The sequence below is a fragment of the Gordonia sp. NPDC003376 genome (assembly GCF_053589235.1).
In genome coordinates, this window is sequence record NZ_JBSFRM010000005.1 from 181,599 (window position 1) to 194,970 (window position 13,372).

General features: G+C 66.3%; 11 protein-coding genes. 9 read left to right on the forward strand and 2 right to left on the reverse strand.

All coding sequences use genetic code 11. The annotated features are described in order from the left end of the window. The gene (locus ACWDUA_RS08075; RefSeq protein WP_449750489.1) at positions 1-435 is read right to left on the reverse strand and encodes a type II toxin-antitoxin system PemK/MazF family toxin; all 435 of its coding nucleotides are present in this window, start codon (positions 433-435) and stop codon (positions 1-3) included. Beyond that, positions 432-1,094, reverse strand: coding sequence for an alpha/beta hydrolase family protein (locus ACWDUA_RS08080; RefSeq protein ID WP_449750490.1), 663 nt, complete (start codon positions 1,092-1,094; stop codon positions 432-434). Before ACWDUA_RS08080 ends, ACWDUA_RS08075 begins: the two co-directional genes overlap by 4 nt. Before the next feature lie 66 nt (positions 1,095-1,160). Here ACWDUA_RS08080 and lepA point away from each other — a divergent pair, with 66 nt between their 5' ends. The 9 genes from lepA (at position 1,161) to ACWDUA_RS08125 (ending at position 12,307) form a co-directional block, all read left to right on the forward strand. Next, entirely contained in the window at positions 1,161-3,077 is a 1,917-nt protein-coding gene (lepA, locus tag ACWDUA_RS08085; protein WP_449750491.1) for a translation elongation factor 4, read from the forward strand. Beyond that, a complete protein-coding gene (locus ACWDUA_RS08090; RefSeq protein WP_449750492.1) occupies positions 3,077-5,149 on the forward strand; it encodes a M3 family metallopeptidase in 2,073 nt (690 codons plus the stop codon). The genes lepA and ACWDUA_RS08090 overlap by 1 nt, the downstream gene beginning before the upstream one ends. 41 nt (positions 5,150-5,190) lie before the next feature. Continuing rightward, positions 5,191-6,099 carry a cation diffusion facilitator family transporter gene (locus ACWDUA_RS08095; RefSeq protein ID WP_449750493.1) on the forward strand — a complete coding sequence of 303 codons (909 nt, stop codon included), beginning with the start codon at positions 5,191-5,193 and terminating at the stop codon, positions 6,097-6,099. Positions 6,100-6,266: 167 nt separating this feature from the next. Continuing rightward, entirely contained in the window at positions 6,267-6,473 is a 207-nt protein-coding gene (locus tag ACWDUA_RS08100; protein WP_449750541.1) for a hypothetical protein, read from the forward strand. A 212-nt stretch (positions 6,474-6,685) separates the two neighbouring features. Continuing rightward, positions 6,686-7,801, forward strand: a complete 1,116-nt coding sequence (locus ACWDUA_RS08105) for a sulfate ABC transporter substrate-binding protein (protein ID WP_449750494.1) — start codon at positions 6,686-6,688, stop codon at positions 7,799-7,801. Continuing rightward, the gene (cysT, locus tag ACWDUA_RS08110; RefSeq protein WP_449750495.1) at positions 7,798-8,679 is read left to right on the forward strand and encodes a sulfate ABC transporter permease subunit CysT; all 882 of its coding nucleotides are present in this window, start codon (positions 7,798-7,800) and stop codon (positions 8,677-8,679) included. The genes ACWDUA_RS08105 and cysT overlap by 4 nt, the downstream gene beginning before the upstream one ends. Then, entirely contained in the window at positions 8,676-9,605 is a 930-nt protein-coding gene (cysW, locus tag ACWDUA_RS08115) for a sulfate ABC transporter permease subunit CysW (protein ID WP_449750496.1), read from the forward strand. The genes cysT and cysW overlap by 4 nt, the downstream gene beginning before the upstream one ends. A gap of 1 nt (position 9,606) precedes the next feature. Beyond that, on the forward strand, positions 9,607-10,602 hold the full coding sequence (locus ACWDUA_RS08120) for a sulfate/molybdate ABC transporter ATP-binding protein (RefSeq protein WP_449750497.1): 996 nt from the start codon (positions 9,607-9,609) through the stop codon (positions 10,600-10,602). A gap of 469 nt (positions 10,603-11,071) precedes the next feature. Continuing rightward, on the forward strand, positions 11,072-12,307 hold the full coding sequence (locus ACWDUA_RS08125; protein ID WP_449750498.1) for an IS110 family transposase: 1,236 nt from the start codon (positions 11,072-11,074) through the stop codon (positions 12,305-12,307). Positions 12,308-13,372 lie beyond the last annotated feature (1,065 nt).

A 13,372-nucleotide genomic window follows, 5' to 3' on the forward strand; every position in this document is an offset into this window, starting at 1 on the left:
TCACCGCCAGCGGTAGCGGCCGCGCAGCTCGGCGGCGACGGCGGCGAATCGTGTCTCGTCGAGGATCGCGCCCTCCCGGCGGATCGTGTCGTCGTCGATCACCAGCACCCGGTCGAGCCGGATGAAGCTCTCGCGCTGCTCGGAATCCCACGCACCGGCCCCCAGCGACATCCAGCTCTCGTCGTCGCGTCGATGTTCCTTGCTCGAGAGCATCAGTCCGAGTACGTGATCGGGATCGTCGTCGCGCGGATCCCGGCCGACGACGAGCACCGGGCGATCCTTGCCCTGGGCCGGATCGTCCTCGAAGGGCACCCAGGTCCACACGATCTCACCGGGGTCGGCGTCGCCGTCGAGTTGCGGTGTGTAGAGCACTTGTCGGGCGAGAGCGGCGGTGGCTGCGCGACGCGGTGTGCGCCGGGGCGTGGGACGGGTCATGAGGCCCCTCCGGCGAGCAGGGCGGTGACCGCGGCGGCGGCCTCCGGCGCGGTGGGTTTGCGGTCGGGTTTCAGGTCGTGGCCGCCCTTGTCGATCTCCACGAGCCGGGTCGGTGCCGGGATCAGGGCGAGCGCAGCGGTGATCTCGTCGGTGGTGGCGAACGGATCGTTGGAACCGTGCACCACGACCGTGGGCACGGTGATGCCGGGCAGATGCTCGACGCGGGCCCGCTCCGGCTTGCCCGGCGGGTGTAGTGGATAGCTGCTGAGCAGCAGCAGATCGGCGCCGTCCCCGCTCTGGTCGACCCCGTCCTCGCTGATCACCATGGACACCTGGCGGCCGCCGTAGGAGTGTCCGCCGACGACGAGCGGGCCGTCGGCCTCACCGCGCAGCGCCGCGATCGCGGCCCGGATGCCGTCGCGGTCGGCGCCGGACGTGGCCGGACTCGGCGGCCCCTTGGGGCGGCGTTGCCGGTACGGCAGGTCGATCCGGGCGACGACGAATCCGCGCCCGCAGAACTCGTCGGCGTAGGCGTGCAGGATCTTCGCGTCGCGGTTGCCGCCGGCGCCGTGGGCGAGCACGACCAGCCCGATCGGGTCGGTGGCGGGGCGGTGCACATCGGCGACGACGCCGTCGGCGGTGAAAGGCGAGACCGTCATGGAGAGCAAGCGTAGGCCTCGCCGGTTGACGATCGGAGCCGCTGCCCGGTGCCCGGGCGGGGGGACATGACAAACTGGAGAGAAACACCCACCCCGCCTGTCGTGCCCGCCGGGCGCGCCAACCAGGAGCCGATCCCGATTTCCAGCTTCGCCGACACCACGTTCACCGATCCCGCGCAGATCCGGAACTTCTGCATCATCGCGCACATCGACCACGGCAAGTCCACCTTGGCCGACCGGATGCTGCAGCTCACCGGCGTCGTCGAGGAACGGCAGATGCGTGCGCAGTACCTCGACCGGATGGACATCGAGCGTGAGCGCGGCATCACCATCAAGGCGCAGAACGTGCGGCTGCCGTGGGCGGTGGGTGATCAGAACTATGTCCTGCACCTGATCGACACCCCCGGTCACGTCGACTTCACCTACGAGGTGTCGCGTGCTCTCGAGGCGTGCGAGGGTGCGGTGCTGCTCGTCGACGCCGCGCAGGGCATCGAGGCGCAGACCCTGGCGAACCTGTACCTCGCCATGGAGAACGACCTCACCATCATCCCGGTGCTCAACAAGATCGACCTGCCGGCCGCCGACCCGGACCGCTATGCCGGGGAGATCGCACACATCATCGGCTGCGAGCCCGACGACGTGCTGCGGGTGTCGGGCAAGACCGGTGAGGGTGTGCCCGCACTGCTCGACGAGGTGATCCGGTTGATCCCGGCCCCGGTCGGTGATCCCGACGCGCCGGCCCGCGCGATGATCTTCGACTCGGTCTACGACACCTATCGCGGTGTGGTGACCTATGTCCGCGTCGTCGACGGCAAGATCGTCCCGCGCGAGAAGATCGCGATGATGTCCACCGGCGCCACGCACGAACTGCTCGAGGTGGGCATCGTCTCGCCGGAACCGAAGCCGTCCAAGGGACTCGGCGTGGGGGAGGTGGGCTATCTGATCACCGGCGTGAAGGACGTGCGCCAGTCGAAGGTGGGTGACACCGTCACCGCCGCCCGCAACGGCGCGACCGAGCCGCTCACCGGATACCGCGAACCGCGGCCGATGGTGTACTCGGGCCTGTATCCGGTGGACGGATCGGACTACCCGGTGCTGCGTGACGCGCTGGACAAGCTGCAGCTCAACGACGCCGCGCTCACCTACGAGCCGGAGACGTCGGTGGCGCTGGGCTTCGGTTTCCGCTGCGGCTTCCTCGGTCTGCTGCACATGGAGATCACCCGGGAACGGCTCGAGCGCGAGTTCGGTCTCGACCTGATCTCCACCGCGCCCAACGTGGTGTACCGCGTGGTGATGGAGGACGGCACCGAGCACGTCGTCACCAATCCGTCGGACTGGCCGGACGGCAAGGCCCGCAACATCTTCGAGCCGATCGTCAAGACCACCATCATCGCGCCCAGCGAGTTCATCGGCGCGATCATGGAACTGTGCCAGACCCGCCGCGGTGAACTGGGCGGCATGGACTACCTGTCGGAGACCCGTGTGGAGATGCGCTACACGATGCCGATGGCCGAGATCATCTTCGACTTCTTCGACTCGCTGAAGTCCCGCACCCGCGGGTACGCCAGCCTCGACTACGAGGAGGCCGGCGAGCAGGAGGCCGACCTGGTGAAGGTCGACATCCTGCTGCAAGGTGAGGCGGTCGACGCGTTCAGCGCCATCGTGCACCGCGACGCGGCCTACGCCTACGGCAACAAGATGGCCACCAAGCTCAAGGAACTCATCCCGCGTCAGCAGTTCGAGGTCCCGGTGCAGGCAGCGATCGGGTCCAAGATCATTGCGCGCGAGAACATCCGGGCGATCCGCAAGGACGTGCTCGCCAAGTGTTATGGCGGCGACATCAGCCGTAAGCGCAAGCTGCTCGAGAAGCAGAAGGAAGGCAAGAAGCGGATGAAGACCATCGGGCGAGTCGAGGTGCCGCAGGAGGCCTTCGTGGCCGCACTCTCGACCGACTCGGCGGGTGACAAACCGAAGGGGAAGTGATGGCGTCTGCCGAATCGAACGTGAATCCTGTTCTTGCACCGAGTGGCCTGCCCCATGGGCTCCCGGACTTCGCGTCGATCTCGGACGACGACTTCCTACCCGCGTTCACCGCGGCGACGGCCACTCATCTCGGCGAGGTCGCCGCGATCGCCGACAACCCGGAGTCGCCGTCCTTCGCCAACACGATCGAGGCGCTGGAACTGTCGGGCCGCGATCTGGCGCGGGCCTCGGGCATCTTCTTCAACCTCGTCGGCCCGGACACCAACCCGCGGCGCAACGAGATCTCCCAAGAGCTGTCCACCCTGCTGACCGATCACGCCAACACCATCGCGATGAACCCGGGCCTGTTCCAGCGGATCTCGACACTCCATGACGCCGCCGACACCCTCGACCTCACCGAGGACCGGCGCCGGTTGCTCGACACGCGCTACCGGGAGGCGGTGCGCGCGGGGGCCGGACTCGACGACGCCGGACAGCAAGAGATGCGTGCCATCTCCTCGCGGCTGGCCTACCTGACCACCACCTTCTCGCAGCAGATCCTCGATGACACGAACGCATCGGCGGTACTCGTCGACGACGCCGCGGCCCTCGACGGACTGGGCGCCGGGGAGATCGCCGCGGCCCGTCGTGCGGCCACCGCTGCCGGCCACGACACCGGTCACCTGATCACCCTGGAACTGCCGACCAGCCAGTCGGTACTCACCGAACTGGACGACCCGGCCACCCGTCGGCGTGTGTTCGACGCATCGGTGCACCGGTGCTCGCGCGGCAACGAGTTCGACACCCGCGACATGGTCCTCGAGATCGTCCGCCTACGCGCCCGTCGTGCCGAACTGCTCGGCTACCGTGACCACGCCGAATACGTCATCGCCGAACAGACCGCACCGAGTCCGGCCGCCGTCGACGAGTTGCTCGGCGAACTGATCGGGTCGGCGATGCGGGCCGGAGACCGGGAACTGGCCGCGCTCACCGAGTTCGCCCGCGGTCAGGGCGTCACCGCCCCGATCGGTCCCGCCGATGTCACGTATTGGCTGACACGGCAACGACGTTCGCAGTCGGAGGTGTCGCTCGAGGCGTTCACCGACTACTGCGAACTCGACACCGTGATCACCGAGGGCGTGTTCTACGCGGCAGGAAAGCTGTACGGGCTGAGCTTCACCGAACGTCCCGACCTGCACGCCTATCACCCCGACGTGCGGGTGTGGGAGGTGTTCGACGAGGCGGGGACCAGCATCGGACTGTTCCTCGGCGACTACTTCGCGCGGCCGTCCAAGCGGGGCGGTGCGTGGATGAACAACATCGTCGACCAGTCGGGTGTGCTGGCGACCGCACCGATCATCGTCAACGTGCTCAACCTGACCAGGCCCGACGACGGCGAACCGTGCCTGCTCTCGATCGACCAGCTCACCACGCTGTTCCACGAGTTCGGGCACGCGCTGCACGGACTGCTGTCGGCGGTGGCCTACCCCTCACAGTCGGGGACCTCGGTGCCCCGCGACTTCGTCGAGTTCCCGTCCCAGGTCAACGAGATGTGGGCGCTGCACCCGGATGTGTTGGTGCACTACGCCCGTCACCACGAGACCGGCGAGCCGATCCCGGCCGGGCTGGCCGAGGCGGCCCGCGTCGACGCCGGTGCCGACACCGCCCACGGCACCATCGAGTATCTCGCCGCATCCGCACTCGATCTGGCCTGGCATCGGCTGTCGACCGAGGCGGCGGGCGCCGTCACCGACGTCGAGGCGTTCGAGGCCGACGCGCTGCGCGCCGCCGGGGTGGGTACCGCTCTCATCCCGCCGCGGTATCGCAGTGCGTACTTCAACCACATCTTCGGTGGCGGCTACTCGGCCGGCTACTACTCCTACATCTGGTCGGAGGTGCTCGACGCCGAGACCGAGCAGTGGTTCCTTGCCGAGGGCGGTCTGCGGCGGGACAGCGGGCGACGGTTCGCCGATGCCACACTGTCCCGCGGAGACAGCGTGGATCCGCTTGTCGCGCACGAGAAGCTGATCGGACGACAGCCGGGGATCGAACCGCTGATGCGGCGTCGTGGACTGGTCGAGGCACTGGGTTGAGACGACCCGCTGCCCGGACCGCGGTGTGATCTGATGGTCGGGTGACCGTCGTCGACGAACGTCCGGACCTGTCCCGTTACGCGTTGCTGAGCGTCGCGGCCGCGCTCGCGACCATCGTGCTGAAGGTCGCGGCCTGGCAGGTGTCGGGGTCGGTGGGTCTGCTGTCGGATGCCGCGGAATCCCTGGTCAACCTCGCCGCGGCGATTGCTGCCTTCATCGCATTGCGGGTGGCCGCGCGCCCGGCCGATGCGGGACACAACTTCGGCCACTCCAAAGCCGAATACTTCTCGGCGGTGTTCGAGGGTGTGCTGATCATCATCGCGGCGATCGCGATCATCGTGAGTGCAGTGGACCGGTTGCTGCATCCGCACGAGCTCGAACGGATCGGCCTCGGCCTGATCATCTCGCTGGTCGCCGCGGCGGTGAACGGCGCGGTCGCGCTGGTGTTGTTGCGGGCCGGAAACCGTCACCGGTCGCTGACCCTGCAGGCCGACGGCAAACACCTGATGGCCGATGTGTGGACGTCGGCGGGGGTGGTGGTGGGGGTGGCACTCGTCGCACTCACCGGATGGCTGCCACTGGATGCGCTCGTCGCCATCGCGGTGGCGATCAACATCCTGGTCGTCGGGGGACGGGTGATGTGGCGCTCGGCAGCGGGCCTGATGGATGCCGCGATGCCCGCCGACGACCGCGCGATGATCGACGAGGTACTCGCCGGGTTCGCCGCCGACGATGTGCGATTCCACGATGTGCGGACCCGCGAGTCCGCGCACGAACGGTTCGTCCAGTTCCACATGCTGGTGCCCGGTGACTGGCCGGTGACCAGGGGCCACGACCTCGCCGAGGATGTCGAGGCCGCCCTTGCCGCCCGCCTCGACCACATCCGGCCGACCATCCACGTCGAACCGATCGAGGACGCGCGCTCCTACGAGAACTGGCGGCTGGACTGAATCGGGGGCCGCGGCGGGCCAGGCGGTGACGGCGGGATTCTCGGCCTCGGCGCGAGCGATAGGATGGTCGAGGACTCGCGTCCGGGGGTGCTCGACCGAGAGCGCGCCGGGGACAAGTTCGAATCACGCTGAATTGAAGTCCGGTGGCGACCGGAGTGGACGAGGTGATGGTGGTGGACGGCGTGCTCGCGTGGTGGGACGGCGTCGAGGAATGGCTCACCGGACTGTCGTTCGTCCCGCAGCTGCTGGTCACGCTGATCGTGGTGGTCCCACTGGCCATCGGGATGGCGATCGTGCTGAATCTGCTGGTCGATGGCGTGATGTCGGTGATCGATCGTCGACGGTTCGCCGACGACGACGGAAAGGGTTTGTAGGACGTGATCCGCTCACGCGTGACCATGGCGCTGCTGGCGCTCATCATTCTGGTTCTCCTGGCGTGGCTGTTGACCCGATAGCACGTCGCCCTGCGTAACTCCAGACCCGGTTTCCGGGTGGTGATCGGCCGGCTCGGCGGTTGTTAGCGTTATCCGGTCCCCGCCGGTCACAGCCATTTTCGACCGGCCCCCACTGAGCCCTGGAGGAAGCAGTGAGCGCTGGCCCCGTCACGCGACGCGGCACCCCCGTACTGGTGTGTCTGTTGGCACTGGCGATGGTGCTCGTCGCGGGCTGTGGAGGCGGATCGACCGACGAACCCGGTGGAGTGGATATCTCCAGCGGGAGTCGGCATCTCGATCTGGTCGCCTACGCAGTTCCCAAGACCGGTTACGACGAGATCATCCCGGCGTTCCGCGCCACCCCGGAAGGTCAGGACATCGGTTTCTCGGTGTCCTACGGCGCCTCCGGTGACCAGTCCCGCAAGGTGGCCCGCCGAGTTCCCGCCGACGTGGTGAACTTCTCGGTGGAGCCCGACATCACCCGCCTCGTGAAGGCCGGTCTGGTCGACAAGGACTGGAAGGAACAGGCACCCAACAACAGCACCCCGTTCGGTTCGGTCGTCGCGCTGGTGGTCCGCAAGGGCAACCCGAAGAACATCCACGACTGGGCCGATCTGCTGAAGCCGGGTGTGCAGGTGGTGACCCCCAACCCGGGCAGTTCCGGCTCCGCCAAGTGGAACCTGCTGGCGCCGTATGCCGCACTCAGCGACGGTGGCCGCAACTCCCAGGCCGGCCTCGACTACATCTCCGAACTGGTGCGTGACCACATCAAGGTGGTGCCCAAGTCGGGTCGTGAGGCCACCACGGCCTTCGAGCAGGGTCAGGGCGACGTGCTGATCAGCTACGAGAACGAGGCGATCATGCTCGACCGGGCGAATGCGACGGCCGCGCCGAACAGCCAGGTCGAGTATGTGATCCCGCCGCAGACCTTCAAGATCGAGAACCCGGTCGCGGTGGTGAACACCTCCAACGATCTGGCGGGAGCCCGATCGTTCGTGAACTACCTGTTCACCCCGGAGGCCCAGCGGATCTGGGCGGAGCAGGGATTCCGCCCCGTCGACGCGGCGATCGCCGCACAGACCCGGGACCTGTTCCCGGGTGACATCGAAAAGCTGTGGACCATCAAAGAACTCGGCAAGGTGCTCGGTGCGGGCACCGCAGAGGACAACGACGGCAAGGACCTGACCGGCTGGAAGGCCGTCGACGAGGCGCTGTTCGGCAAGAAGGGCGCCATCACCAAGATCTACGACTCAGGGGGTAGGCAGTGACCTCGGTCGACTCGACGACGTCGGCAACCGCGACACCGGTTCCCGACTCCCAACCACCGGGCGGATTCCTCGGCCGCTCGCGCACCTTCGCCGGCGTCAGCCCGGCGACCATCGGGATCGCCTGGCTGTGGCTCAGCATCATCGTGCTGCTGCCGCTCGCCGCGATCACCGTGCAGTCCTTCGACGACGGGTGGAGCGGTTTCTGGGATGCGATCACCGCACCCGCGGCCCTCGACACCCTGTGGATCACCGTGGTCGTCTCGGTGATCGCGGCGCTGATCAACGTGGTGTTCGGCACCCTCATCGCGTGGGTGCTGGTTCGTGACGACTTCCCCGGCAAGGGGTTCGTCAACGCGATCATCGACCTGCCCTTCGCGCTACCCACCATCGTGGCCAGCCTCGTGTTGCTGTCGCTCTACGGGCCGAACAGTCCCATCGACATCCAGCTCAACGCCACCAAACCGGCGCTCGTCATCGCGCTGACCTTCGTCACCCTCCCGTTCGTGGTGAGGCAGGTGCAGCCGGTGCTCATCGAACTCGACGTCGACGTCGAGGAGGCCGCAGCGGTGCTCGGTGCCGACAACCTCACGATCTTCCGCAAGATCGTGCTCCCGGCTCTGCTGCCCGCCATCCTCACCGGTGCCGGCCTGGCGTTCACCCGGGCCATCGGCGAATTCGGTTCGGTGGTGCTCATCGGCGGCAACATCCCCGGTGAGACCCAGGTGGCATCGCAGTACATCCAGCAGCAGATCGAGATCGACGCCCCGGTCGACGCGGCCGCGATCTCGGTGGTCCTACTACTGATCGCGTTCGTGACACTGCTCGTCCTGCGGGTCGCGGGCCGGTGGCAGTCCAAGCGAGAGGACGCCGACCGATGAAGGTTTCGCCACTGACCAGGTACGGACTGCGCACGATCGCACTCGTCTACCTGTTCATCCTGCTGATCGTGCCCGTCGGCACCATCTTCTACCGCTCGTTCGAACACGGCATCGTGCAGTTCTGGGAGTGGATCACCACCCCCGCGGCCATCTCCGCATTGCAGATGAGCCTGCTGATCGTCGTCATCGTGGTGCCACTGAACGTGGTGTTCGGTGTGGTCACCGCCTTGGCGCTGGCCCGCGGAAAGTTCCCTGGCAAGGGAGTGCTCCAGGCCGTCGTCGATCTGCCATTCGCCGTGTCGCCGGTGGTCGCCGGCGTCGCGCTGATCCTGCTGTGGGGCTACGGCGGCTGGTTCGGGGGCATCGAGAGTCTCGGCTTCCGAGTGATCTTCGGGTTCCCCGGCATGGTGCTCGCGACGTTGTTCGTCACCCTCCCCTTCGTCGCCCGTGAGGTGGAGCCGGTGCTCCGCGAGATCGGCACCGAGCAGGAAGAGGCTGCGGCAACCCTGGGAGCCAATGCCTGGCAGGTGTTCTGGCGGGTCACCCTGCCGGCCATCCGCTGGGGCCTGACCTACGGTGTCGTCCTCACCGTGGCGCGAGCCCTCGGTGAATACGGTGCGGTGACCATGGTGTCGTCGAACTATCCGGGAATCTCGCAGACCCTGACACTGCTGGTTCATTCCCGCTACACCGATGACTACAACGAGTTCGGCGCCTACGCCGCGGCGACCCTGCTGATGTTCGTCGCCATCCTGGTGCTGGTCCTCATGTCGCTGATCGAACGGCGTGCCAAGTCACGACTGGCCGATGCCAGCGAATCCACCTCGGGCGACCTCGAACTCGTCGAACCCGACCTCACCCCGCCGCATGGTCCCGAACCCGTCGATGCCAAGCAGCTCGTCCACCAGCACAAGGAAGGCGTGTGACATGTCCATCAAGGTGATCGGCGCGAACAAGCGCTATGGCGACTTCGCCGCCCTCGACAACGTCTCCATCGAGATCCCGGACGGCCAGCTGACCTCGCTGCTCGGGCCGTCCGGCTCGGGCAAGTCCACGCTGCTGCGTGCGATCGCCGGGCTCGACACCCTCGATTCGGGCACGGTGTTGATCGACGACGACGACGTCTCCCGCAAGTCGCCGCAGAAGCGCGACATCGGGTTCGTGTTCCAGCATTACGCGGCGTTCAAACACCTCACCGTGCGCGACAACATCGCCTTCGGCCTCAAGATCCGTAAGCGACCGAAGCAGGAGATCGACGCCAAGGTCGACGAGCTGCTCGACGTCGTCGGGTTGACCGTCTTCCAGAAGCGGTTCCCGGCGCAGCTGTCGGGTGGTCAGCGGCAGCGTATGGCGCTGGCCCGCGCACTCGCCGTCGACCCCAAGGTGCTGTTGCTCGACGAGCCGTTCGGTGCGTTGGACGCCAAGGTCCGTGACGATCTGCGCCGTTGGCTGCGTCGCCTCCACGAGGAGGTGCACGTCACCACCGTGCTGGTCACCCACGACCAGCAGGAGGCGCTCGACGTCAGCGACCGTATCGCCGTGCTCAACAAGGGCCGCATCGAGCAGATCGGTACGCCCGACGACCTCTACGACCGCCCGACCAACACCTTCGTCGCGTCGTTCCTCGGCTCGACGGTGCGGCTCAACGGCGACCTCGTGCGGCCGCACGACATCCGGCTCGGCCGCACCCCGGAGATGGCGTCGCCGGCCACCGACGCGTCGCTCGACACCGGTGTGCTCAAGGCGACCGTCCAGCGCGTGGTGAACCTCGGGTTCGAGACCCGCGTCGAGCTGATCGCGTCCGCATCGGGCGAGGAGTTCGCCGCCGAGATCACCCGTGGTGACCAGAATGCCCTCAACCTGCAGGCAGGGGAGACCGTCTACGCCCGCGCGACCAAGGTGGCCGCACTCACCGAGGCGTGACGTCCAGCTCGACCGTTGCGCGACTCACGGTGATCGACCCGCGGAGGAGCGTAGCGACGAGGCGTGTCGAAATCTCTGTCGGCTGGGGTCGGGTGGTGAGTACCTCGGAGGTGGGTGCGTTCGGTACGACGCTGCGGAGATTTCGACTCGGGTCCTCGCTCTGCTCGGTCCCGGCTAATGGGAATTGCTGAGGTTGACGACGAAAGTTGGCACACTCAGTGTTTGGTAGCCGCCGATCGGGTGAGCATTCGTCCCGGCCGGGCCTTTGATGAGCCCTTGGTTGAGAACATGCCCCCGATTGGTAGCGCCAACGGAGTGTGATCGCTGATGGGATGTCGCGCCGGCCCTTTTTCGCCGCAGTGAAAAGGGGCGTGAGTTCTTCTCCATTAGCCCGCGATTTCCTCCACCGGCCCGGCTGCCGCCCTGACACGCCGTGTTGGGGAAACAACCAGGAAAGGAGGAATCACGAATGCTGTTCGTCGGAGATGACTGGGCCGAAGATCACCACGACCTGGCGGTCCTCGACCCCGAGGGACGTGTCCTCAAGCAGGTACGGGTACCCGAAGGAGTCGACGGGATCACCGCGTTCACCGAGACCGTTGCCGGGTGTATGTCCGATGATGACGACGGTGATCCATCCGAGGTGTTGGTGTGTATCGAGATCGACCATGGTCCATGGGTGCAGGCACTCCAGGCCGCGGGGTACCGCGTGTTCGGGGTGGACCCGAAACAGGCCAAGCGCCATCGGGAGAGCGTGTCGAGTTCGGGTGCCAAAAGTGACAAGTCCGATGCTCGGGCATTGGCCGATATGGTGCGTACCCGTCGCCTCCAGTTACGTGAGTCCGGTGGGGATTCGGAACTGGCCGAATCGATCAAGGTGGTTGCTCGTGCCCATCAGCGGGCGGTATGGGATCTGGCCCGGCACAGCAACAGGATGCGGGCAGTGTTGCGTCTGTACTTTCCGGTGGTGTTGACGATTGCTTCTGAGCTCGATGTGGCGTTCTCGAGTTCGGTGATCCTTGGTTTGCTCGACAAGTGTGCCGCCCGACCGGTCAAGGCCCGCAAACTCACTGGGCCACAGGTCAAGTCGTTGTTGTATCGGCGGCGTGAGCAAGACCTGAAGACTGCTCGGATTCGGGAGTTGTTGCGGGAAGAGCCTCTACCTCAGTCCGAGGTGATGCTCCAGGCGTATGCCACCACGGTGCTGGCCGAAGTCGCGATCCTGCGCGCGATCGCAGGGCAGGTGAGGGTCCTGGAGAAGGAACTCGCCGGCCACTTTTCCCGGCACCCGCTAGCCGAGATCTACCTCAGCCAGCCGGGTGTGGGCGCGACGATCGGTCCTCGGCTCCTCGGCGAGTTCGGTGATCTGCCCGATCGGTATCGCAGTGCCAAGGCTCGTAGGAATGCGGCTGGGACCAGTCCGATCACCAAACAGTCGGGGAAATCGAAAGTGGTCCATGCCCGACATTTCACCAATTCGTGGTTGTTGGATGCGGCGATACAACAGGCAGGGGAAGCCATCCAATACGACTCTCATGCGCGAGCCTTTTACCTCAAGCAAAGAAAGCGGGACGTCAAGCACAATGCTGCGCTTCGACAACTCGCGAACAAGCTCATCGGAATCCTTCATGGGTGCCTCGCCCGGCACGAGCTCTACAACCCCTCAATCGCCTGGTCACAGGCCCAAACACAGCCGGCTGCTTGACAAGTTCCCTCCAGGGATGTCTCAATCAGCGGTGGGATGCCGCTGGGGAGCGTAGCGACGAGGCGTGTCGAAATCTCTGTCGGCTGGGGTCGGGTGGTGAGTACCTCGGAGGTGGGTGCGTTCGGTACGACGCTGCGGAGATTTCGACTCGGGTCCTCGCTCTGCTCGGTCCCGGCTCAATCAGCGGTGGGATGCCGCTGAGGAGCGTAGCGACGAAGCGTGTCGAAATCTCTGTCGGCTGGGGTCGGGTGGTGACCACGGCAGGTGACAGAGGTTTCGACGGCCGGTCGGCCTCGCTGGCGCGAGGACGTCCTGCTCAACCATCGTGTGGGGTGCGGCTTTTGGTGATTGAGCCGCTGAGGAGCGTAGCGACGAAGCGTGTCGAAATCTCCGCAGGCTGAGGTCGGGTGGTGAGCACCTCGGAGGTGGGTGCGTTCGGTACGCTGCGGAGATTTCGACTCGGGTCCTCGCTCTGCTCGGTCCCGGCTCAATCAGCGGTGGGATGCCGCTGGGGAGCGTAGCGACGAAGCGTGTCGAAATCTCCGCAGGCTGAGGTCGGGTGGTGAGCACCTCGGAGGTGGGTGCGTTCGGTACGACGCTGCGGAGATTTCGACTCGGGTCCTCGCTCTGCTCGGTCCCGGCTCAATCAGCGGTGGGATGCCGCTGGGGAGCCTGGCGACGAGGCGTGTCGAAATCTCTGTCGGCTGGGGTCGGGTGGTGACCACGGCAGGTGACAGAGGTTTCGACGGACGGTCGGCCTCGCTGGCGCGAGGACGTCCTGCTCAACCATCGTTTGTTGCTGATTGAGCCGCTGAGGAGCGTAGCGACGAAGCGTGTCGAAATCTCCGCAGGCTGAGGTCGGGTGGTGAGCACCTCGGAGGTGGGTGCGTTCGGTACGACGCTGCGGAGATTTCGACTCGGGTCCTCGCTCTGCTCGGTCCCGGCTCAATCAGCGGTGGGATGCCGCTGAGGAGCGTAGCGACGAAGCGTGTCGAAATCTCCGCAGGCTGAGGTCGGGTGGTGAGCACCTCGGAGGTGGGTGCGTTCGGTACGACGCTGCGGAGA